This window comes from Ruminococcus sp. RTP21358st1_G6_RTP21358_211008 (assembly GCF_040908885.1).
In the GTDB taxonomy this organism is placed as follows: domain Bacteria; phylum Bacillota; class Clostridia; order Lachnospirales; family Lachnospiraceae; genus Blautia_A; species Blautia_A faecis.
The window spans coordinates 33906-56639 of record NZ_JBDGDM010000022.1 but is presented as its reverse complement, the minus strand read 5'-3'; the positions used below and the strand labels follow the sequence as shown (position 1 = coordinate 56639).

Sequence of the window (22734 nt, the reverse complement as noted above, 5' to 3'; positions counted from 1 at the left end):
ATATATTTGCAGTATTCGTAGACGGAACAGGGTGTGATTGCAATGGTTTCAATGATTCCTTTCGGGCTTCTTGCCGGGGTTGTGGGGGGACGGGAGGTTCGGATTACAGAAATTGATGAGAGTGGATTTTGTTTTCGGACAATAGAAGAAAATATCTCTGATTCAGAAGCTTTGAAGGTGTGCTTTTATGACATAAAGAATGGGTGTTATCGTGAATTGGAAATTCCAGAATACGATATACAAAGGTTTGATATGGTGGACGCAGAACTCTCCGGATTTTATGTGAAATATAAGGTGACGGTGAAGCAGAAAGCGTATGCGGAGGCGGTTCAGAGGCTTCTTTATCAGTATAATCACTACATTCATCTGAAGCTGGAAGAGGACGACAGCGCGTTGGCGAAAAGCCTGACAGGGTATCCGGGGGAACTGGATGAGGTCAAGCGTGGCAGTCTGGAAGAGCAGGTGGGAATATGGCGGAGAGAGCTTACGCCAGATGGATTGGAGTCCGCTTATAATGGGAAACGTATAGATTTAACTGATAATTGTTCTCAGTACGGAACTGGCTTTGAGCCTGGGTATAAGTGCCAGGTACCGCCTGAATCAGGTGTTGCGGAACTGGCGCTGGAGATAGATCGCCCGGAATTGTATCAGGAATATTTGAATAGTTCCCTGACAGAATTTTCCAAAAAGTATGCCGGAAAATGTATCGGTATCTGCGGCAACATTATTCTGGAACATAGAGTACCGGATCACCTTTATATTGGAAATCAGTTCTGTCATCTTCTGTTTCCGGAACGTAAATTGTTGTTTGAAATAATAGAAAAAGCAGCGGCAGAACAGGTGAAAATCACACTTGTTTTTTCTTATATCCGGGAATATATGCTGGATTATATAACAGAATTGCTTGATGAAATTAACCGGTGGTGTGAAGAAAAAAGGCAGTCTGTAGAGATTGTTGTAAATGACTGGGGAATGGCTTCTTTAGTAAAAAAAAGCAGAAGGAATCTGATTCCCAGCCTTGGAATTTTGTTAAATAAACGCAGAAAAGACCCTCGGATTCCGTTCAAAAAAGGAGAACAGAAATGGTTTGAGAGGAACAGCCTGAATGCTGGATTTTACCGTAATTTTCTGGAAAGAGAATATGGAATCCAACGCTTTGAATGGGAATCCTGCGGTTACGAACAGAAGATTCCACCTGGAAAAAACAGCTTGCATATTCCGTTCTATCAGACCAATACATCACAGTATTGTCCTCTTGGTGCAGTATGTGAAACTGGCGAGAGAGGACGACAAAAGCTTGCAAAAAAATGCCCGGGATATTGTGCGGAATATGCACTTTTGTATCCGGAACATTTGCATATGATAGGGCGGTATAATTCGTTGTTTGGGATTGATATGAGGATATTGAAAGAGGAAGAAATACTGAAGAATTATATCCAAAACGGTGTGGACCGGGTTGTAATAAGAGCATGGTAATGTCGCCGGCAGGTGACATACCCGTGTTGAGGCAGAAGCGATATTTTATTCAGGATGAAGTACATGGCTGCTCAAGGCTGGAATTTATGGAGATAAGTGATGAAAATAGTAGCAGGATTAGGCTCAATAGATGAATATATAAAGTTCGCGGAGGCTGGTGCAGATGAATTTTTCTGTGGTTATGTTCCTTATTCCTGGTCCCAAAAATACGGAACGGTACTGCCCTTAAACCGCAGGGAAGTACTTTGTTATAACGTACAGCTTGGTGCATTCAGTGAGCTGGAAATCCTGTCTGGGATGATGAAAAAGTACGAAAAACCAGTCCATCTTACCTTCAATTCCCTGTATTATATCCCGGAACAATATCCAGAAATTGCCGGGATTATAAGCCAGTGTATAAAAATCGGTTTTCACAGTTATATTATTGCAGACCCGGCGTTGATGGTATATTTACGTGAAAATGGTATAAACTGCGAAATCCATCTCAGTGGAGAATGTGGAGAAATTAACAGCCAGATGGTGGCTTCATTGGGAAAACTGGGATTGAAACGTGTGATTTTTCACAGGAAAAATACATTCGAAGATATGAAAGCGGTTGTTGCTAAATGTGGAAAAAAGGATGGGACAGAAGGAATCCCGGAATTTGAGGCTTTTGTATTGAATGAAATGTGCCAGTTTACAGGTGCATTTTGTAATTCTTTGCATTGCGATGAGATGGGGTATCTTTGTAAAGTGCCCTATCAGATCGGAACCTTAAAAACAGGGAATGCCGGTCCTGAAATCTTCAATCAGGAAATAAACGGAGGGCATTTGCTGCCAGACGGCTTTGTTCCTGATGATTTTCACAGTTTACATGATTTTTCCTATGATTCTGCGGGTTATCTTTGCGGTGAAACTGGCTGTGGTCTATGTGCACTTTATCAGTTAAAGCAAGCCGGAATTACGCACTTGAAGCTGGTTGGCCGTGGAAATTATACGGATTACATGGAAAAAGATATTCGAAATCTTCGAATGGCGTTGAATATATTGAGAGAATCCGCTGACGAAATGGAATTCCGGCGAAAATTGAAATTGCAGATTTTCCCCAGAGGGTGCAGCAGGAATTGCTATTACCGGTAATCAGGCAGCACAGGATCTGGATCCTGCGCTGCCTTGAGAAATTTATCTGGTTGTTTTTTATCCGATGGGCTCGAAATCTGCAGCTCCATGTTTGCACAGCGGGCAGATGAAGTCATCCGGGAGCTCGTCACCTTCGTAGATGTAGCCGCATACTTTGCAGACGAAGCCTTTTTTGCCATCGGTTTCTGGCTTCGGTTTTACATTTTTCTGATAGTAGGTGTAAGTCATGGTGTCAAGATCGTTCATGACGCGGGCTTCGGTGACGCTGCAGATGAACATTCCATGGGTACCAAGGTCTACATATTGTTCAACCTTCAGAGACATAAATGCATTAATATATTTGTCCAGGAATACCAGTCCATTATCGGAACGGTAGACCTTCTGACCTGCAAATTTATCTACGCTGCGTCCGGTCTGGAAACCAAACTGCTGGAATACAGAGAACGGTGCATCTACAGACAGGCAGTTTACGTTGAGAACTCCAGTCTGTTTGATCACATGGTGGGAGTAATTTGCCTTATTGATATTTACCGCAATACGGTTTGGAGTATCAGTGAGCTGGGTCACAGTGTTGACGATCAGTCCGTTGTCTTTTTTGCCGTCATTGGAGGTAACTACATAAAGACCGTATCCGATTCTGAAAAGGGCTGTCATGTCATTTTTGTTTGCCAGCTCATCATTCTGGGCAATGTATTCTTTGCAAAGTTCGCTTGCCATAGCTTCCAGCTGATCCTTGTTTTCCTGGTTTACTGCGGAAAGCACTTTTACAGTAGTGTCCAGCCAGTTGATCTTCTTGCAGCCAGAAAGCATTTCTTTCATAATTTTTGCTGCCAGAGGTGCCCAGGAACCATTTTCGATGATGCCCACGGTGCGGTTCTGGAAGTTGTGCTCGGTCAGACGGGTGATATAGTCGTGCATGAACGGATAAATGCTTGCATTATAGGTTGTGGTAGCAAGAACCAGCTTACTGTAGCGGAATGCGTCGGACAGAGCCTGTGACATGTCATCTCTTGCAAGATCATATACAACAACTTTGGGACATCCCTTGCTGCGAAGTTTGTCAGCCAGCAGCTCTACAGCCGCTTTTGTATGACCGTATACAGATGTGTAGGCGATGACAATTCCTTCTGTCTCTGGTGTGTAAGAGGACCATGTATCGTAAAGACCAATGTAATGTCCAAGGTTTTCTGTAAGAACAGGTCCGTGAAGAGGGCAAATGATCTGGATATCCAGGCCTGCGGCAACTTTCAGTAATTTCTGAACCTGTGGTCCGTATTTTCCAACGATGCCAATAAAGTATCTGCGAGCTTCATCGTCCCAATCTTCTTCTACATCCAGTGCGCCGAATTTTCCGAAGCCATCTGCAGAGAAAAGTACTTTATCGGTGCTGTCATAGGTTACCATAACTTCCGGCCAGTGCACCATGGGAGCGAAAACAAAGGTCAGGTTGTGGTTTCCAAGGTTGAGGGTGCCGCCATTTGTAACCTCCAGCTTCTGTCCTTCCAGGTCGAGACCGAAGAAGTTCTGGATCATAGTGAAGGTTTTCGCGTTGGCTACGATGGTGGTTTCCGGATAAACTTTCAGGAAGTTTGCCACATTTGCTGCGTGGTCCGGCTCCATGTGCTGTACGATCAGGTAGTCTGGCTTGCGGCCTTCCAGGATGCGGTCCAGATTATCCAGCCATTCGTGAGTGAAATTTGCATCTACAGTATCCATGACTGCGATTTTTTCATCCAGGATCACATAGGAATTATATGCCATACCGTTCGGTACTTTGTACTGACCTTCGAAAAGGTCTATCTGATGGTCGTTTACGCCTGCGTAGCGGATGGTGTCTGTAATTTTCATAGAGGTTCGTCTCCTTTTTATGAGATATTGTTATTGATGTAATTGTTTGTGATTTTTGAGGGAACTATGTATTTTTTACTGCTTTGTTATTTCTTTAACATGGCTTTAGTATAACCAAATTTTGAAATAAAGTCTGTTGCAAATACAACAAAATGGTGTAAGATATAAGAAATTATTTTTTTGAACATGTTCTGGATAAATTGATAGAAAGGGATTGTAGAAATGACACCAGTGACACTTTTTTCATACATAACTCCTGAAGAACAGGAACGTATGCGCATCTGTTTCGATATGCATGAAGCAGTCTATCGGAATAATGAGACTGTGATGGAATATTCCAGTTCCATGAAAAAAATAGGTTTGATCCTGGAAGGTCAGGCAGTTCTTTATTGCATTGATGAAGATGGAAATCAATATATGATAGATAACCTGAAAAAGGATAGTGTTTTCGGCGAACCATTCCTTTTACCTGAAGAATCCCAGCACTATTATGTCTGTGCAAAATCCGAAACAAGAGTGCTGTTTATCGCCTATGAGCATGTGATTAAACGCTGCGAAAATGCCTGTAAATTCCATAGCCAGCTGGTAAGCAACCTGCTTCAGATGATTGCCCTGCGTGCCAGCCAGCAGGCCAACCGGATTTATGTGCTGTCAAGAAACAGCATCCGAAAGAAGATCATGACCTATTTAAATTCCATTGCCGCAGAAAAACAGACGAAAACTGTTATTTTGCCCATGTCCTACACCACTTTTGCCGAATACCTTAGTGTAGACCGCAGTGCCATGATGCGGGAGCTGAAGAACTTGGCAGACGAGGGGATTATAGAACGGGATGGGAAGAAATTGCGGATTTTGGATTGAAAATAGAGTGGATATATATTTTTTTATCAGTAAACGGTAACATTCTGATGGAAAATATAGTTGACGAGAAGAAGCTTGTACAACATAATAATAGAAGTATAGATGCTGTCATCTGAAAAGGTTTGTGGGTGGCGGCATGAGGGAGAACAAACAAATTGGAGGTTTTTACATGAAAGTACTAAATTACGGTTCATTAAACGTAGACTACGTGTATTCCGTAGATCACATCATTGTAGGCGGTGAAACCCAGCATTCTTCCAAGCTGGAAGTTTTCAGCGGGGGAAAAGGCTTGAACCAGTCTATTGCACTGGCGAAGGCTGGGGTGCCGGTTTATCATGCGGGAATCGTGGGAACAGATGGAGATATTCTGTTGGATGCTTGTAAGGAAGCTGGTGTAAACACCAAATATATCCGCAGACTTCCGGTAAAGGGTGGTCATACCATGATCCAGGTGGACAAAAATGCCCAGAACTGCATCATTTTATACGGTGGAACCAACCAGATGCAGACAAAGGAATTTGTAGATGAGGTTCTTGCTGATTTTGGAGAGGGAGACTATCTGATCCTGCAGAATGAGATTAATATGCTGGACTACATTATTGACCAGGCTTATGAGAAAAAGATGAAGATTGTTATGAATCCGTCACCTTTTGATGACAAGCTGAGCACCTGTGATCTCAGTAAGGTTTATCTGTTTCTCGTAAACGAAATTGAAGGTGAACAGATCACTGGCTGCAAGGATAAAGATCAGATCCTGGATGCCATGGCTGCGAAATTTCCTAATGCACGTTTCGTGCTTACACTTGGAAGTGACGGCGCTGTTTATTACGATGGAAAAGAAAAAGTTTTCCAGGATATTTTCAAGGTAAAAGCTGTGGATACCACAGCAGCTGGTGATACATTTACAGGATATTTCATTGCAGCAGTTATCGAGGGCAGATCCATCCAGGAGGCGCTGAGAATGGCTGCAAAGGCCTCCTCCATTGCTGTTTCAAGACCAGGCGCTACACCGTCCATTCCGAGAGCGGATGAAGTGAAGAAAGAGCTGGGAATGTTGTAGATTTCAAATTACATAAGCGTGTATCTGTGTGGCAGTCACCAAAGTCCATGTTTGCATGAGACCTTGGTGACTGCCTTATTTTTGCAGAGAACAGGTCTTATTCACCAGAGCTGTTGCCTGGCTCTGGATAGTCTTGGCAACCGTCTCCATAACGCGCAAAATTTATATTATGTTTTACATACTGCTTATAAATGTTTATATAAACGTTTACATAAATGCACTAATGGATGGTTGGGAATACATAGATTTTATAGTAAAAACTTACTAAAATCACAACAAAAACCTTGTGCATTCATACAAAATAACACATAAAACTAAAAAGATTATTGAAATATTTATGCAAACGTTTATAATCAAATTATCAACAGTTCGGAGAGAAAACCGAACAAAAACAGATCTTAATTATATTTCAAGGAGGACGTATTTATGAAAGCAAGAAAAGCAATGGCATTGGCTATGACAGCAGCGATGGTTGGAGGTTTAATGACAGTTCCGGTAATGGCTGAAGAGAATGCAGAATTACTTCCAGGCGGCGGAAGCAAGATCATTTACTGTATCACACCTTCCACATCTAACCCATTCTTCAACACAGAGCAGGTAATTGCGAAAGAAAAAGCTGAAGAACTTGGATACGAAGTAAAATGTGCTTCCCACGATGACGACGCTGCTACACAGCTTGAGCTTTTCGAAGCAGCTATCAACGATGGCGCAGCAGCAATCATTTGCGATAACGCTGGTGCAGATGCTTCCATCGAAGCAGTTCAGAAAGCATATGACGCTGGAATCCCGACTTTCCTTATCGACCGTGAGATCAACCAGTCCGGACTTGCAGTAGCACAGATCGTTGCAGATAACGCACAGGGTGCAGCAGCAATCGCAGAAGTATGGGTTGAGGCTATGAACTACGAAGGCAAATACGCAGAGCTCCTTGGACTTGAATCCGATACAAACTGCCAGGTTCGTTCTGATAACTACCATTCTGTAATTGATGAGTATGAGGATCTTGAGATGGTAGCTCAGCAGTCCGCTAACTGGGATCAGACAGAAGCTTATGAGAAGACAGAAGCAATCCTTCAGTCCAATCCAGAGATCACCGGTATTATCTGCGGTAATGACACAATGGCATGTGGTGCTGTTCAGGCTTGCCTGGATGCAGGACGTAACGACATTAAGATCATCGGTCTTGACGGATCTGACGAAGCAAACGCTTACATCAAATCTGGTGACATGGTTGGTACCGCTCTTCAGCAGATCGCTCTGATCACTGAGATGGCAGTTGAGCAGGCAGACGCTTACCTTAACGGTACAGCTCCGGAAGAAGAGAAACAGCTTGTTCCTTGTGTAGCAATCACAGCTGACAACACAGATTGCCTGAACGCATTTGTTTACACAGAACCAGAAGCTAAATAATCTGGCTGCCAGGAAACAGATTTTTATAAAAAAATGAACGAGTGTTTGAAAAATTATTCGCACAATCTGCATGCCCCGCTTTGTGGTATATTTTGCAGAAAGTCTTTTTAAACACGCTTTGGAAGGCGGTGCGCCAGCGCCGCCTTTTATAATAGAAAGCAGGGAGAGATGATTATGAAAAGCAGAAGAATTTTGGCAGTTCTGGCCGCATGTACAGCAGTAACCTTTACCGGCTGTGGTGTTGTAACTGTAGTACCCATTGGCGAAGAAGCTTCTTATACAGGAAAACAGGAATTTGATTCCGCAGCAGAGTCCCAGGGTGACTGGGGAGCCGTTGTAGCGGACATTTCCGACAAGGCACAGGATCTTTCTGAATTATTAAATGGTGATGGCATTACAGAAACAATTGCAGTAAAAGGCACAGGAAAAATCAAAGAATACAATACAGACACCCCGAAACATTATCTGATAGTAGAACTGGATGGATATACCGGAACTACAGAGGTTCAGGTCCGGACAGATGGACCGAACTCCAGTACCGCCATCCGTGATCTTCAGTCTCTGAAGAATTTTGAAAGCTTTACCAACCAGACGGAATGGTCAAGCTATGGAAAAGAACTGAACAAGCAGGCGCTTGCACAGGTAATTGACCCACTTGGAATCGACGAAAATGTAGTTGGCAAGACTGTTACATTTACAGGCGGCGCAGAAGCCGGTACAGATGCAGTATCTGTTACAGCAGTTGAGCTGACGATTGAATAAAAGGAGGAAGCATTATGTTTGATGATCCGAATGTTGTTCTCCATTGTGAAAAAATTGATAAAATTTATCCCGGAACCAAAGCTCTGGATCAGGTTTCCTTCGATCTTCTGAAAGGAAAGGTAAACGTTCTGATCGGTGAGAACGGTGCCGGAAAATCCACCCTGATGAAGATGATTGCCGGAATCGAGCAGCCTTCAGCAGGTAAGATGTACATGGACGGCCAGGAGGTTTACTTCAAGGATACCAATGCAGCCCGTGCAAAAGGTATCGGAATCATCCACCAGGAACTTTCTCTTTTCCCGAATATGACAGTTTACCAGAATATTTTTATGGGACATGAGAAAAAGAAAGGCTTTTTCCTGGATGACAAGGCCCATTCAGAGGGTGCGAAAAAAATCCTGCAGCGTCTGGAACATGAAATTCCACCGGAAACCATGGTCGGAGACCTTCGTGTAGGACAGCAGCAGATGGTGGAAATTGCACGAAACCTGAACCAGGATGACTTACGTGTTCTGATCATGGATGAGCCTACGTCCTCTCTTTCTGCAGCAGAGGTTAAGGTACTTTTTAAGATTATGAGAGAGCTTCTGGAAGCCGGAATTTCCATCGTATATATTTCCCATCGTCTGGAAGAAATCATGGAGATTGGCGATCACGTTACTATTCTTCGTGATGGAAAATACGTTGCAGATGCTGATGTAAAGGACATTGAGCTCAGCTGGATCGTAGAGAATATGGTTGGAAAGAACACCCAGTATCACCGTTTTGAGAGAAGCATTGACCTTTCCAAACAGCCGAAGGTGCTGGAAATTAAGAATATGTGCCTTCCGAAAAAAGGCGGCGGCTGGACTCTTGACCACGTAAGCCTGGATCTGAAAAAGGGCGAGGTCCTTGGTGTTTACGGACTTCTGGGAGCTGGACGAAGCGAGCTGTTTGAGTGCCTGATGGGACTTCATCCGGAACACACCGGTGATGTACTCTATGAGGGCAAAAAGTTAAATATCAAAGATGTTGCCGCCCAGATCAAAAACGGTTTTGCTCTTGTACCTGAGGATCGTCAGAGCCAGGGTCTGATCCAGACTCTTGATATCGGCAAGAATACCGCTATTTCTTCTATGAAAGATTATGTAAAAGGTCTGTTCCTTGACGAGAAAGCAGAGAATGCGGCAGTTGACGAGCAGATCAAGGATATCCATATTAAAGTGGCGGACAAGAGACTTCCAATCCTGTCACTGTCCGGTGGAAACCAGCAGAAGGTTGTAATCGGCAAAGGACTTTTGACCAAGCCGAAGATCTTACTTCTGGATGAGCCTTCCCGTGGTATTGATATCGGTGCGAAGACTGAGGTCTTTGAGATCATTCACGACCTTGCGGAAAAAGGACTTTCCATTATCGTTATCTCATCTGAGCTGAAAGAGATCATGGCAATCGCAGACAGGATCGTTGTATTGTCAAATGGCAAAAAGACCGGCGAGTTGACCGGAGATGAGATCACAGAAGACACACTTGTACGTACATCTTATGCCGGACTTGGAACCGGAAGAAATGCGTAAGCCGGGGAGGAGCAGAACAATGAATAACAAAAAATCAAATAATAATCAGTTGTTAATGACACTGTTAAAAGGACGTACCTTTATTGTACTGGTACTCCTGGTCATCTTTTTTACCATTGTAAAAGGAACCACATTCCTGTCAGCATCTACACTGACCATGGTTGCCAAGCACGTAGCCCTGTATGGAATCCTTGCACTTGGTATGACCTTCGTAATCATTACCGGCGGTATTGACCTTTCCGTTGGTTCTGTAGTCGGACTTGTTGGTATGCTTGCCGGTGGCATGATCCAGGAAGGTATTACACTGAAATTTGCAGGTGTAACCCTTTACTTCAGCGTTCCGGTAATCATTATTACCATGCTGGTTGTTGGATGCATCATCGGTGCAGTCAACGGCCTTATTGTAACAAAATTAGGTGTAGCACCATTTATCGCTACCCTTGGTACCATGTATATCTGCCGTGGTTTTGCAAACCTTCGTTCCAACGGTGCAACATTCTCTGATATCAAGGGCTATGACGGACTTGGCAACACAGGCTTCAAAATCCTTGGAAGCAATATTGCCGGCATTCCTACCGGTGTTTACATTTTCGCAGTGCTTGCAATTATTTCCGTTATCATCCTGAAGAAGCTTCCATTTGGATGGTATGTACTTGCAGTCGGCGGTAACGAGAAATCTGCCCGTCTTTCCGGTATCAAAGCAGACAAGATCAAAATTATCGTTTACATGATCTCCGGCTTCTGTGCAGCTTGGGTTGGTATGATCAACACCGCACAGCTTTCCGCAGCACATCCTGCATCTGGTGATGGCTGGGAAATGAACGCCATCGCAGCTACCGTACTTGGTGGTACTTCCATGAGCGGTGGTTCCGGAACCATTATCGGAACTGTAGTCGGTGCATTTGTTATCGGTGTTATCAATGATGGTATGACAATGTGTGGTGTATCCGAGTTCTGGCAGAAGGTTATCCGTGGTCTGGTTATCATCCTTGCAGTCGTAATCGACCAGACACAGAGAAATCTTCAGGCGAAGATGGCACTTCAGGCAAGAAACGAGAACAAATAATTAGGTAACCAACAAAATCTTTCTTAATGTTAAAATAATTTGAAAAGTTGAAAAAAATCCGAAAAAGATTTATAGTAAGAATCAGAGATGCAGGAGGAATAGCATGAAAAAATCAGGGATTTTAAATGCCCAGCTGATCCGTTGTATCGCAGAGCTGGGACATAAAGATCTGTTTATGATCGGTGATGCAGGAATGCCCATTCCAAAGGGCGTGGAGATTGTAGACCTGGTTGTATGCGGAGGGGTTCCCACCTTTAAACAGGTGATGGATGCAGTGCTGGCGGAGACAGAAGTGGAAGCCTACACCATTGCAAATGAGATTGAGGAAAAAAATCCGGAGCTTCTTGCATATATTCAGCAGAGCCTTCCTGAGGCAGAGGAGAGCAGAATTGACCACGTAGATCTGAAAAAGATGTCTGCACAGTGCAAATTTGCAATCCGTACAGGTGAGTTTACACCTTATCCGAACATAATTTTAAGAGCGGGAGTTGCATTCCCGGCATAAAATGATCAGAGAAGACGCTGCGAATAACAGGTGATAGCTTGTTTTTGCAGTGTCTTTTTTTCGCAGATGTATGGCATTATTTTACCGACAGAGGAGGAACTAAAATGAAAGTGAGTGTGAGAAAAATCAGTGAGATCACAGGATTTTCTCCGGCAACTGTTTCAAATGCACTAAACTACAAAAAAGGCGTGAATGCTGAGACATCTGCGAAGATTTTTAAAGTGGCGCAGGATCTTGGGTATTTTGAGGAAAATCATATCCGCAAAATAAAATTTGTCATGTTTAAGCGGGATGGTGCTGTGGTTGAGGATTCCCCCTTTTTTATCCAGCTGATTTCCGGAGTGGAACAGGAATGCCGCGCCTGTGGAATGGAAATGCAGATGTGTAATCTGGACAAAAGAGATCCTGGATACCAGGAGCAGGCGAAGTGGATCATGAATGACAAGGCGTCGGCGGTGATCCTTCTGGGAACAGAGATGGTGGATGCGGACATTGACCTGATCCGCGGGATGACCTGCCCGTTTATTGTGATTGATTACTGGAAAGAGGATATGAGCTTTGATGCCATGCTGATCAATAATGCAGATTCTGCGCGTATGGCTACAGAGTATCTCATTGCCAATGGACATAAAGAGCTTGGTTATCTGCGGGGAGATTTCAGGATCAAACCTTTCCGGTCTCGTTTTGCAGGATATCAGACAGCACTGCAAAAGGCGGGACTTCCCCTGAATAAGGACTATATTTTTACAATGGCAACTACCATCGACGGTGCTTACGAAAATATGAAGCGGTACTTGTCTGAGAAGGTGAAGCTGCCTACAGCCTTCTTCGCAGACAACGATATGATTGCCCTGGGGGCTATGAAAGCTATGGCAGAGTTTGGAATCCGGATCCCGGAGGACATATCCATTGTGGGATTTGACGACCTTACTTTTTCCTCAATTTCGTATCCGCCGCTGACTACACTCCGGGTGCCGAAGCAGGAGATGGGAAGAGCTGTTGTAAGGCGATTGCGGGATATTCTGAAAGATAATGACGGGATTAAGATCAAGATGCAGATGTGTACGCAGTTTATTGAGAGGGAAAGCGTGAAGAAGATATAAGAGGTACACAGTTGGGCAACTGATATTCCACGCAGGTCGGTACCGCGCTCCGGTGAACTAACGGTCAACTCTGGCTAAGACGTTCGGGAAAGCCCTCACGCCTAAGTCTATGCAGGTTGTGGATTTTACCTTCGCTAAGAGCGCACCTGAAATGACATGCTTAGGAATAGCAGTTGCCCAACTGCTATGTATTGGCGGAAACTGGATGGAATCCAAGTTTTACTTTACATTAATTTTTAATTGCCTTCATAATTGCGTCATACAGCTCGTCATATGTTTCATAAGCCGGAATCTCCGGATATTCAGCCTTGATAGCATCCGTGCTCTTGAACAGGAATCCTGCTTTACTTGCCTGGATCATGCCAAGGTCGTTGTGGCTGTCACCGCTGGCAATGGTGTCGTAGCCGATGGACTGCAGGGCTTTCACAGTGGTATATTTGGACTTTTCGCAGCGCATTTTGAAATCAGTAATTTCGCCATTTTCGCCCACTACCAGTGTGTTGCAGAAGATGGTAGGATAGCCCAGCTTTTTCATAAGAGGACCTGCGAACTGGGAAAAAGTGTCACTGAGGATGATAACCTGGGTCTGTGCTCTTAATTTGTCCAGAAATTCCCTGGCGCCTGGAAGCGGGTCGATCTTGGCGATGGTCTCCTGGATTTCTTTCAGGCCAAGACCATGCTCTTTCAGAATGTTCAGGCGGTATTTCATTAATTTATCGTAATCAGGCTCGTCTCTTGTGGTTCGTTTCAGCTCCGGAATGCCGGTCTCTTCGGCAAATGCGATCCAGATCTCCGGGACAAGCACACCTTCTAAGTCTAGGCAGACAATTTCCATAATCTCCTCCGTTCTGCAGCTGTAAAGATTGCTGCAATTGAATTTTATAGTGTTTTTCAAATCTCAATGTCAGATAAAGGGAAAGCGGTTAGGATGGTTGCTTTCACACATTATCTTATTATAGCGTAAAAAAGCCGGGAACGCTATACCTAAATTAATAATGTGAGAATGGAATGTTCCCTGTGAACTAGCGGCTGAAATGTATAATTGTCGGAAATTAGTGGAAAACAGAGAAAAAATGTCTGGTAGAAATTTGTCGCTTATATTGCCGTTTCGTGAAAAATGTGGTATATTATTAATATCTGTAGTAATATTAGACAAAATAAACAGAATAATAATGGCAGGAGTGGTTAAAATGTATAACGAAGAGTACAAGCGCTGGATGGCAGCGGATCTCGAGGATGCAGATCTGAAACCAGAATTATCTAAGATTGAAGGAAACGACGAAGAAATTAAAGATCGTTTTGCAGTAGCTCTGAAATTTGGTACAGCAGGACTTCGTGGAGTTCTTGGAGCAGGTACCAACCGTATGAATATCTATGTAGTGCGTCAGGCTACACAGGGTCTTGCTAACTGGGTGAAGACTCAGGGCGGCACTCAGACCGTTGCAATCAGCTACGACAGCCGTCTGAAGAGTGATATATTTGCGAAAACAGCAGCAGGAGTTCTGGCTGCCAATGACATTAAGGTCAGAATTTATGATGCATTAATGCCTGTACCGGCCCTTTCCTTTGCGACACGCTACTATGAGTGCAACGCGGGTATTATGGTTACCGCATCTCATAACCCTGCTAAATATAATGGATACAAGGCTTACGGCCCGGATGGCTGCCAGATGACAGATGATGCTGCGGCTATCGTTTATGATGAGATCCAGAAGACAGACGTTCTGACTGGTGCGAAATATATGTCCTTTGCAGAGGGCGTTGAGGAAGGTCTGATCCGCTTTGTTGGTGACGACTGCAAACGTGCTCTTTACGATGCAATCGAGTCACGCCAGGTTCGTCCGGGTCTTTGCAAGACAGCAGGACTGAAGCTGGTTTACAGCCCGCTGAATGGTTCCGGACTTGTGCCGGTAACCCAGATCCTGAAAGATATCGGAATCACAGATGTAACAATTGTTCCGGAACAGGAATACCCGAACGGCTATTTTACCACATGCAGCTACCCGAATCCGGAGATTTTCGCAGCTCTGGAGCAAGGACTGAAGCTTGCCAAGGAGACAGGAGCAGATCTTATGCTTGCTACTGACCCGGATGCAGACCGTGTTGGTATTGCCATGAAATGCCCGGACGGTTCCTATGAGCTGGTAAGTGGTAATGAAGTGGGAGTTCTTCTTCTTGACTATATTGCAGCTGGCCGTATCGAGAAAGGCACAATGCCGAAGAACCCGGTTGCAGTGAAATCTATCGTTTCCACACCTCTTGCAGACGCAGTTGCAGAGCACTACGGTGTAGAGCTTAGAAGCGTACTTACCGGATTTAAGTGGATCGGTGACCAGATCGCACAGCTTGAGGCTGCTGGTGAAGTGGACCGTTTCATTTTCGGATTTGAAGAGAGCTACGGATACCTTGCAGGACCGTATGTACGTGATAAGGATGCCATTATCGGATCCATGCTGATCTGCGAGATGGCTGCATACTACAGAAGCATTGGAAGCTCCTTGAAGCAGAGACTTGAGGAGATTTACGCACAGTATGGCCGCTACCTGAACAAGGTTGACAGCTTTGAATTCCCGGGACTCAGCGGAATGGACACTATGGCAGGAATCATGCAGAAATTCCGTGACAACCCGCCGGCAGACATTGCAGGCTACAAGGTAGTGAAGGTTACCGATTATAAGAAGCCTGAGGAGACCGGTCTTCCAGCAGCAAATGTTCTCATTTACAAACTGGAGAATAACGAGACAGTAGTTGTTCGTCCATCCGGAACAGAGCCGAAGATTAAGATTTATTACACTACACTGGGTAAAGATCTTGCAGAGGCAGAAGCTGAGGAAGAGAAGCTGGCTAAGGCATTGGAGCCGATGATGGCTTAAGGCTTAAGCGAAGTATATAATCGTATAGTGAATAATCGCCCCTTGCGGAATGATTCTGCAGGGGGCTTTTTGCGCTGTTTGTAAATTTTTTCTTTATTTGAAGTGAAAATCCCCATTAAGTCGTTGATTACAGTAAAGGGCAGACCATATTGTATAATGCTTGAAAAGAAAACGAGGTGACAATTTATGCTGACGCTGTTATTTATCATTTTAATGTTTGGTATATTTGGCAAAATGATCGGACTTGCCTTCCGCGCAACCTGGGGAATTACGAAAATCTTTTTTCGTCTGATATTCCTTCCCCTTGTCCTGATCGGATTAGTTCTGGGAGGTCTGATCTACATAGCACTTCCCCTTCTTGTGATAGTTGGGATTATCATGCTGGTATTGATGTAATATATTGATAGAATAAAAAATAGATGAAAATACAATCGAAAATATGTTCACTTTGCCAGATGACAAAAAGCGACAGATATGGTAGTATAGATACATCAACGAAAGAGAAATACGAAAAACACTTAAGAAATCTGAAATACGAAAGAAAGCAATAAAGCACAAAAGAATCTGAAAATACAAAAGAACTTAGAAGTACGAAAGTTCTGTGTTTCACCAAAGATTTGTAAATTACTAAAGATTCATAAGCCGCTAAAGATCAACCAAAATACCTAAGATCAATAAGAAAACGAAAGATTTTCGAAACACATCCGATAAAATTATAACAAGACACATCAGAAAAAATGGCTGGGAACTAGTTTCCCAGCCATAAATCATAACAATGTCGAATTAATCCCGTTTGAAGAATAATGTTACTGTTAACTGGTAATATTCCGCGAGGTGTTTTTATGAATAAAGTTCACAGAAAACCCGAGAATAATTTATCCTGTTCAGGCTAAATTGGAAATTTATAGCCCTTTGTAATAAAATAATGTATACTGAAAGAACATCTTAAACAAAAGTTACAGAGAAAATAAAAGTATTAGGAAGTTATAAAATGAACAGGCAGCAGGCAATGAAGCTTCTTGGCATTACCCAGGAAGATGATGAAAGGGAAATTAAGCGAAAATATCATAAAATAATCAGCCGTTTTCATCCGGACTCATTGAATGAAGTAGGGGAAGCCCATATTCAGCGCGCACAGGAGATAAATGAAGCGTACCGGATACTGAGCCAGAGCGATAGCCGGGAAATGCAGAACGTATATGGAACGGAAGTTTATGGAACAGAGGCTCATGGCACAGACAATCATAAATCTGGGAAGAGGGAACAGCATCAGGAATGGTCTGGTGAATGGAACGAGGCTGCTTTTATACCAAGGAATATTTATCTGCATTATAGTATGAATCTTTCTGAAGAAGAACGAAAGGAAGCCCAGGGGAAACTGTATTATCAGGTTGCCTGTGGAAAATATATGTGGGATCCAGAGGAAGAGGATTTCGCGCTTTTTCTTACCAGTATTCGTCATGTAGCCGCAGCCCTCCTTGAGAGAACGGAGAATGCCGTAAACGCAGAAGACTTATCTTCTGTACCAGATTTGAAGGAATACCGTTTTCGCATCCAGGCGAAGCTGTTTGAATATCTTTCTATGCAATATGTGAACCCATTGCTGGTTCTGGATTCCCTGATGAAACCAGAGAGCACAGATAGAAAAGGTCAGAAAATTTATCGGGTTAAAGCATTTCTGGCGGCAGAAGCCGCATCCCCGGAAGGCAGGCTTATAGCAAGTTTGCAGTCTGGCGAATATCTGTTTCCAAGAGCTTTCCATGGGAATCAGATTCAGCTTATGAATAAAGACAAACAGGCATTGGGGTATCTTCATATGGAAGATGACCGGCTGTATTTTTGCATTATTCCTCTTCTGAAGAGGCATGCAGCGCAGGTGAAATTTCTGGTGCAGGAAGAAGGCGGTGGAACAAATGAAAAAAATGAAGGAATTAATAATACGACGAATAGTAGTAACTTCAGAAATAGCGGCAGAGGAATAAAGCGTGGAAACAATAAGCTGAAAGTTAATATAGATTTCTATTTTCGTTTAGAGGATGAGAACTATACGTATAATAGTTCAGAGCTTAATTTGAAAATTGCAGAAATATTGAATGGATATGAGAAGTATTTGCGAAAATATGATCCGGAACAGGACCAGTTTTGTAATCTGTTTGCCCGCCTGTCCCGCTCGAATTTTCGCAGTCGTTTTCATCTGAAGGACAAGGATATACAGTATATCCGGGAGAAAGGAATGGATACCATCCGCAGTCATGCCTCAGATTTTGTGCGAATACGTCTGGCTCCGGCTCAGATTCCCAATGATGGCAAACAGACTCCAATGCGCGGGCACCCTGTATTCCTGGCTCAGCATGCTACTGGCTGCTGCTGTCGGGGATGCTTGTATAAGTGGCATAGAATTCCAGCAGGAGTGCGGCTCACAGAAGAGCAGCAGGAATACATAGTAGATGTGTTGATGGCATGGATTGAGAGAGAATATAACAGAAATGCATAGGGCTATGAAGTTGGTTTTATATATACAATCGGTAATATTAAGGTATATAAAATATATAGTTTAACTGGAATTTTGAGAAGATAAGAATGGGGAACGGTTTATGAGAATATTTCACTTATCAGATTTACACATAGGCTTGAAATTAATCAATCGTGATCTCAGAGAAGATCAGGAATATATACTGGATCAAATAATTCAGAAGGCCGCAGAGAAAGTGCCTGATGCGATCGTGATCGCAGGGGACATCTATGACAAAGCAGTTCCGTCTGCAGAAGCAGTGGAGGTGTTTGATCATTTTATCGGAAAGCTGCGAAATGCAGTTCCGGATTCTGTAATTATGATGATCAGTGGAAATCACGACAGTGCACCTCGTGTGAACTGTTTTCGGAGTGTGCTTGACCGTCAGAAAATTTATATGATCGGAATACCGCCTCAGACAGAAGAAGATCATATTGAGAAAGTGGTACTCCAGGATGAATATGGTCCGGTGAATTTTTATTTGCTTCCCTTTGTGAAGCCTTCCATGGTGAAGCTGATCACTGGCACAGACGAGAATGGAAATAATCTTTCTTACAATGATACGATCCACAGACTGATAGAACGTGAACAGGTCAACATAGACCAGAGAAACATTCTGGTCAGCCATCAATTCTATCTGCCCATGGGGGAGAATGCAGAAGAAATTGAACGAATGGACTCTGAGATCCGGACAGTAGGAAATATTGACCAGGTGTCAGCCGATATTCTGCAGAAATTTGACTATGCGGCACTGGGACATATTCATAAGCCAATGAAAGCAGGCGGCGAGTTTTATCGCTATTGTGGAACGCCGCTGGCATGCTCTGTAAGTGAAGCAGGTCAGAATAAAGGAATTATAATGGTTGACATAAAACAAAAGGGCGAAATCACTACAGAAGTAATTCCACTGGAACCGCTGCGCCAGATAAAAGTGATCAAGGGAGATTTAGAGAGTGTTCTGGCACAGCGCTGTAAAGATTATGTGACAGTAATTCTTACGGATAAGGTGGATCTGGACGTAATTGATATGCAGGATCGTCTGCGCTTGGCTTTTCCAGGGCTTTTAGAGATACGCCGTGAGACTGTGCGGCAGGCTGATTATACCAGACATGCAGACAGTGAGCGTGAATTGAATCCATTTGAACTTTGCTGCCAGTTCCTCGGAAATGCAGATGCGGAAGAGCAGGAAATTCTTCAGGAGGTTATCAATACAGTACAGGAGGTGGCGAAATGAGACCTGTGAAACTTACCATGCAGGCGTTTGGTTCCTACGGAAAACTGACACAGATCGATTTTCAGGAGCCGAATCAGAATCTGTTTCTTGTGACCGGAGACACCGGAGCAGGAAAAACAACTATATTTGATGCCCTTGTATTTGCTCTTTACGGTGAAGCCAGCTCCAGTACAAACAAGAAAGATGGTGTTGTACTGCAAAGCCAATATGCAGAGTTGAACGTTGAACCATTTGTAGAGCTTGTTTTTTCCGAAGGGACAGGAGAAAATAGCCTGCTGTATACTGTCCGCCGTGTTCCCAGACATCTGAAGCTTCTGACAAGAGGGGCGGGGAAAAATACAGGAAGCCGTGAAGTACCGGGGTCTGTCAGCCTGATCATGCCAGATGGTACCGAATATCCACAGAAGGAAGCTGACAGCAAGCTGGGGGAGATCCTCGGTCTTACCAAAAGCCAGTTTATGCAGGTTGCCATGATCGCTCAGGGAGAATTTATGGAGCTTCTTCGTGCAAAATCTGATGATAAGAAAGTCATCTTCCGGAAGCTGTTTAACACTGAATTATACCAGAATATTGTGGACGAGCTGATGAATCGCAAGCGTTCCCTGGAAAAAGAGATTGCTCAGATCAAAACTGCATGTCAGACTGAAGCTGCCCATGTGGTAATTCCCCAGGAATATGACCAGTGGCAGGAAATAGAAGGGCTAAAAAAGCAAGTTTTGAATGGGGAAATTGTAGTGATGGATTGCTTTCTGGATCATCTGGGCGAGTTATGCAGAACACTGGAGAAAAGTGTGAATTTTACCTCGAAAGAATTACAATCCGCATCAAAACTCCGCGATGAAAAAAGGGATATCTACAACAGTTCCATTCAGCTGACGAATTTATATGCGCAGCTGGAAAGCGCTGAGGTTCAGCTTTCTGAATGTGGGAAAGTGGAAGCACAAATAGGGGAAAAGACCATTCTGTCAGAGAAAATTAAGAAAGCATACGAAATAAAAGGCGAATACGCACGCTGTCAGGATGCCTTGCGTAATATGCAGACATGTGAGAGTGCCTTAAAGGAGCAGCAGGAACGAGCTCCTTTATTAAAAGAACAGTCACAATCTGCCATTCAGACAGCGAAGGCGGTGAAAGAAATGGCAGAGAAGGAGCTTAAGGCGTACACCACTATTTATGAGCGCGTGAATAAAGAAGTGAAGCTCCTTAAGCAGATCAAGGAAGCAGAAAAAAGTGTAAAGACCAGCCAGCAAAATCTGACCGCAGCGCAGGCCGCAGACCGCAAAGCCAGAGAAGATCTGGAGAAAATGGAGAAGCGGGAAGCAGACTGGAGGGCTCAGTCAGAGAAGCTGACCGACACTAATGAGAAAATTGCTGTCTGGAAAGGGAAAAATCAGGAACTGGAAGTACTTGGCATTGAAGTACAAGAAACGGAAGACCTTCTTAAAGGTGTAGAAACACAGAAAAAACTGGCGAAGAAAGCACGAGAGACATACCAGAAGAATAGAACCAGATATGACGCAAAGAGCCAGGAATATGAGTCTATGCGGAGAATTTTTCTGGATGAGCAGGCTGGTTTTCTGGCGCGCGAGCTTCAGCCAGGGAAACCATGTCCTGTATGCGGTGCAATAGAACATCCGAATCCATGCATAGCTTCTACCCTTCATAGAGATCTCACCCGTGAGCAATTGGAAGTGGCAGAAAAAGAAGTTTCTGAGCTTCGAAACAGGCAGGAACAGTCTGCCGGTGAAGCAAGGTCAGCCGTGGATATAGTTGCAGAAAAAGAACGACTTTTGGAAGAGACAGGAAGGAAGCTGTACACGCGTATTTTAAATGATCATGAGCAGTTTCCGGAAGCAGGAATGCTGGAAGTATTTGATTCTTTAGGAGACAATATAAAAAATTTCCAGGCGAGCAGAAATTCAGAAGTCACTGGTGCAGCCCAGGATCAGATGGCGGATAACGAGTGTAATTGGAATGTATTGCTGAAGCAGATACAGACACTTCTTGGAACCTGGAAAACTTTATTACAGGAAGAGGGTGCAAGACTTAATACAGCCCAGAAAACATTGCGTAATCTTCAGGATGCTCTGAGACAGGTAGAAGAGCAGAAGAAATCAGGAAAAACTGCCGTAGAGGAATGTGGACAAAAGCTGACTGCGGCAGCAGCGTCAGCCAAGAGCGCAGAAGCTCTTCTGAAGCAGCTGAATGATTCCCGGGAATATCCATCAGAAGAGGCGGCTATGACAGAGTTTAATCAGGCAAAAGGAAAATGGAAAGCTGCAGAAGCTGTTTCCAAGGAAGCTGAAAAGAAAGAAAAAGCGTCTTCTGAAGAGCTGGTTAACTGTACCAGCTTGATTAAACGATTTGAAGGGGAACTTCCAGATCACAAGAAGCTTTACCAGGAGCGGCAGGCCTTTTATCAGACTTTGATGAATGAGAAGAATATGACAGAGGCAGAATGGGCGGATATAGCAGAGAACTATACCCGTGAAACAGCGGAGATTTTGCAAAAAGAAGCAGATAGCTGGCAGCGAAAAAAACTAGCCGCACAGACCACTGCAGAGACAGCTGGAAAAGCCATAGATGGTAGGAGCAAGCCGGATATGGAAGCTGCCAAGTCCCAGATGGAGGAAGCTGAGAAAGTACGGCTTCAGACTCAGACGAAACTGGAACTTTATAAAGAACAGTATAAAGCTGATAAAGAGGCATATGATATTCTTAGCCCTCAGATGGAGAAGCGAGGTAAAATCATTGAAAAGCATACCAAGCTGGAAACTCTTTATAAGCTGTTGTCTGGAAATATGTCCGGAAACCGTATGGATCTTGAAACTTATGTGCAGAGATATTACCTGGAGAAGATTCTTTATGCGGCCAATCGCCGCTTTGCGAATATGTCTGCCGGACAGTTTGAACTTCGTATGGTAGACGAGGAGAATGCGGGGAAAGGCAAGAATCGTGGTCTGGATCTTATGGTATATTCTAATGTTACCGGCAAAGAGCGTGAAGTCCGTACCCTTTCCGGAGGAGAATCCTTTATGGCAGCCCTGGCATTGGCACTTGGAATGGCAGATCAGATCCAGGAGAGCTCTGCAGCGATACATCTTGATGTAATGTTTGTGGATGAAGGCTTCGGTTCCCTTGATGAGCATTCCAGAGAACAGGCGGTAAAGGTTCTTCAGGAACTGGCGGGAGGAAGCAAGCTGATTGGAATTATTTCTCATGTGACTGAGTTGAAACAGGAGATCGAAGATCAGCTGATCGTCAGCAAAGACGAGAAAGGAAGTCATGTGAAGTGGCAGATAAGCTAAAGACTGCCACGTAAATAATATCGGGAAGCTTAATAGCTTCCCGA

The 22734-nt window shown here is 43.9% G+C and carries 17 protein-coding genes; 15 read left to right on the top strand and 2 right to left on the bottom strand.

Annotated features, from left to right (window positions below; genetic code table 11):
* The first annotated feature begins 51 nt into the window (after window positions 1-51).
* Together AB5Z12_RS10475 and AB5Z12_RS10470 are read left to right on the top strand one after the other, a co-directional pair.
* Window positions 52-1476, top strand: coding sequence for a hypothetical protein (locus tag AB5Z12_RS10475; protein WP_368368632.1), 1425 nt, complete (start codon window positions 52-54; stop codon window positions 1474-1476).
* A gap of 99 nt (window positions 1477-1575) precedes the next feature.
* Entirely contained in the window at window positions 1576-2595 is a 1020-nt protein-coding gene (locus AB5Z12_RS10470; protein ID WP_368357194.1) for a U32 family peptidase, read from the top strand.
* A 57-nt stretch (window positions 2596-2652) separates the two neighbouring features.
* Here AB5Z12_RS10470 and AB5Z12_RS10465 read toward each other — a convergent pair whose 3' ends face one another.
* On the bottom strand, window positions 2653-4443 hold the full coding sequence (locus AB5Z12_RS10465) for a flavin reductase (RefSeq protein ID WP_148463208.1): 1791 nt from the start codon (window positions 4441-4443) through the stop codon (window positions 2653-2655).
* Window positions 4444-4734: 291 nt separating this feature from the next.
* Here AB5Z12_RS10465 and AB5Z12_RS10460 point away from each other — a divergent pair, with 291 nt between their 5' ends.
* The 8 genes from AB5Z12_RS10460 to AB5Z12_RS10425 all read left to right on the top strand — a co-directional run bounded on the left by AB5Z12_RS10460 (window position 4735) and on the right by AB5Z12_RS10425 (window position 12763).
* Window positions 4735-5304 carry a Crp/Fnr family transcriptional regulator gene (locus tag AB5Z12_RS10460; protein WP_368368631.1) on the top strand — a complete coding sequence of 190 codons (570 nt, stop codon included), beginning with the start codon at window positions 4735-4737 and terminating at the stop codon, window positions 5302-5304.
* A gap of 169 nt (window positions 5305-5473) precedes the next feature.
* Window positions 5474-6364: a ribokinase gene (locus tag AB5Z12_RS10455; RefSeq protein ID WP_118582024.1), complete on the top strand. Its 891-nt coding sequence runs from the start codon at window positions 5474-5476 to the stop codon at window positions 6362-6364.
* Between the two features lie 426 nt (window positions 6365-6790).
* Window positions 6791-7774, top strand: a complete 984-nt coding sequence (locus AB5Z12_RS10450) for a D-ribose ABC transporter substrate-binding protein (protein WP_118582021.1) — start codon at window positions 6791-6793, stop codon at window positions 7772-7774.
* 174 nt (window positions 7775-7948) lie between these two features.
* Complete coding sequence (locus tag AB5Z12_RS10445) at window positions 7949-8536, top strand: DUF2291 family protein (protein ID WP_173718359.1); 588 nt, start codon at window positions 7949-7951, stop codon at window positions 8534-8536.
* Between the two features lie 14 nt (window positions 8537-8550).
* Window positions 8551-10089 carry a sugar ABC transporter ATP-binding protein gene (locus tag AB5Z12_RS10440; RefSeq protein WP_302672974.1) on the top strand — a complete coding sequence of 513 codons (1539 nt, stop codon included), beginning with the start codon at window positions 8551-8553 and terminating at the stop codon, window positions 10087-10089.
* A 19-nt stretch (window positions 10090-10108) separates the two neighbouring features.
* Window positions 10109-11155: an ABC transporter permease gene (locus tag AB5Z12_RS10435; protein WP_118582012.1), complete on the top strand. Its 1047-nt coding sequence runs from the start codon at window positions 10109-10111 to the stop codon at window positions 11153-11155.
* 103 nt (window positions 11156-11258) lie between these two features.
* Window positions 11259-11660, top strand: a complete 402-nt coding sequence (gene rbsD, locus AB5Z12_RS10430) for a D-ribose pyranase (protein WP_173716076.1) — start codon at window positions 11259-11261, stop codon at window positions 11658-11660.
* 104 nt (window positions 11661-11764) lie between these two features.
* Entirely contained in the window at window positions 11765-12763 is a 999-nt protein-coding gene (locus tag AB5Z12_RS10425) for a LacI family DNA-binding transcriptional regulator (protein WP_173769775.1), read from the top strand.
* Window positions 12764-12992: 229 nt separating this feature from the next.
* Here AB5Z12_RS10425 and thrH read toward each other — a convergent pair whose 3' ends face one another.
* The gene (gene thrH / locus AB5Z12_RS10420; RefSeq protein ID WP_173769776.1) at window positions 12993-13598 is read right to left on the bottom strand and encodes a bifunctional phosphoserine phosphatase/homoserine phosphotransferase ThrH; all 606 of its coding nucleotides are present in this window, start codon (window positions 13596-13598) and stop codon (window positions 12993-12995) included.
* A gap of 355 nt (window positions 13599-13953) precedes the next feature.
* Here thrH and AB5Z12_RS10415 point away from each other — a divergent pair, with 355 nt between their 5' ends.
* The 5 genes from AB5Z12_RS10415 to AB5Z12_RS10395 all read left to right on the top strand — a co-directional run bounded on the left by AB5Z12_RS10415 (window position 13954) and on the right by AB5Z12_RS10395 (window position 22690).
* A complete protein-coding gene (locus tag AB5Z12_RS10415) occupies window positions 13954-15636 on the top strand; it encodes a phospho-sugar mutase (protein WP_173769777.1) in 1683 nt (560 codons plus the stop codon).
* A gap of 186 nt (window positions 15637-15822) precedes the next feature.
* Window positions 15823-16032 carry a hypothetical protein gene (locus AB5Z12_RS10410; RefSeq protein WP_118581997.1) on the top strand — a complete coding sequence of 70 codons (210 nt, stop codon included), beginning with the start codon at window positions 15823-15825 and terminating at the stop codon, window positions 16030-16032.
* A gap of 595 nt (window positions 16033-16627) precedes the next feature.
* A complete protein-coding gene (locus AB5Z12_RS10405; protein ID WP_330637340.1) occupies window positions 16628-18130 on the top strand; it encodes a DUF4186 family protein in 1503 nt (500 codons plus the stop codon).
* A 100-nt stretch (window positions 18131-18230) separates the two neighbouring features.
* Complete coding sequence (locus AB5Z12_RS10400) at window positions 18231-19382, top strand: exonuclease SbcCD subunit D (RefSeq protein ID WP_237963677.1); 1152 nt, start codon at window positions 18231-18233, stop codon at window positions 19380-19382.
* A complete protein-coding gene (locus tag AB5Z12_RS10395) occupies window positions 19379-22690 on the top strand; it encodes an AAA family ATPase (protein WP_237963676.1) in 3312 nt (1103 codons plus the stop codon). The genes AB5Z12_RS10400 and AB5Z12_RS10395 overlap by 4 nt, the downstream gene beginning before the upstream one ends.
* Window positions 22691-22734: the final 44 nt, after the last annotated feature.

What these genes read in the sequence shown, in the direction of transcription:
- AB5Z12_RS10455 (WP_118582024.1), top strand. Translation starts at nt 5,474, where the DNA reads ATGAAAGTACTAAATTACGGTTCATTAAACGTAGACTACGTGTATTCC.
- rbsD (WP_173716076.1), top strand. Translation starts at nt 11,259, where the DNA reads ATGAAAAAATCAGGGATTTTAAATGCCCAGCTGATCCGTTGTATCGCA.
- AB5Z12_RS10475 (WP_368368632.1), top strand. Translation starts at nt 52, where the DNA reads ATGATTCCTTTCGGGCTTCTTGCCGGGGTTGTGGGGGGACGGGAGGTT.
- AB5Z12_RS10445 (WP_173718359.1), top strand. Translation starts at nt 7,949, where the DNA reads ATGAAAAGCAGAAGAATTTTGGCAGTTCTGGCCGCATGTACAGCAGTA.
- AB5Z12_RS10440 (WP_302672974.1), top strand. Translation starts at nt 8,551, where the DNA reads ATGTTTGATGATCCGAATGTTGTTCTCCATTGTGAAAAAATTGATAAA.
- AB5Z12_RS10395 (WP_237963676.1), top strand. Translation starts at nt 19,379, where the DNA reads ATGAGACCTGTGAAACTTACCATGCAGGCGTTTGGTTCCTACGGAAAA.
- AB5Z12_RS10450 (WP_118582021.1), top strand. Translation starts at nt 6,791, where the DNA reads ATGAAAGCAAGAAAAGCAATGGCATTGGCTATGACAGCAGCGATGGTT.
- AB5Z12_RS10400 (WP_237963677.1), top strand. Translation starts at nt 18,231, where the DNA reads ATGAGAATATTTCACTTATCAGATTTACACATAGGCTTGAAATTAATC.
- AB5Z12_RS10460 (WP_368368631.1), top strand. Translation starts at nt 4,735, where the DNA reads ATGCATGAAGCAGTCTATCGGAATAATGAGACTGTGATGGAATATTCC.
- AB5Z12_RS10435 (WP_118582012.1), top strand. Translation starts at nt 10,109, where the DNA reads ATGAATAACAAAAAATCAAATAATAATCAGTTGTTAATGACACTGTTA.
- AB5Z12_RS10465 (WP_148463208.1), bottom strand. Translation starts at nt 4,443, where the DNA reads ATGAAAATTACAGACACCATCCGCTACGCAGGCGTAAACGACCATCAG.
- AB5Z12_RS10405 (WP_330637340.1), top strand. Translation starts at nt 16,628, where the DNA reads ATGAACAGGCAGCAGGCAATGAAGCTTCTTGGCATTACCCAGGAAGAT.
- thrH (WP_173769776.1), bottom strand. Translation starts at nt 13,598, where the DNA reads ATGGAAATTGTCTGCCTAGACTTAGAAGGTGTGCTTGTCCCGGAGATC.
- AB5Z12_RS10470 (WP_368357194.1), top strand. Translation starts at nt 1,576, where the DNA reads ATGAAAATAGTAGCAGGATTAGGCTCAATAGATGAATATATAAAGTTC.
- AB5Z12_RS10410 (WP_118581997.1), top strand. Translation starts at nt 15,823, where the DNA reads ATGCTGACGCTGTTATTTATCATTTTAATGTTTGGTATATTTGGCAAA.
- AB5Z12_RS10415 (WP_173769777.1), top strand. Translation starts at nt 13,954, where the DNA reads ATGTATAACGAAGAGTACAAGCGCTGGATGGCAGCGGATCTCGAGGAT.
- AB5Z12_RS10425 (WP_173769775.1), top strand. Translation starts at nt 11,765, where the DNA reads ATGAAAGTGAGTGTGAGAAAAATCAGTGAGATCACAGGATTTTCTCCG.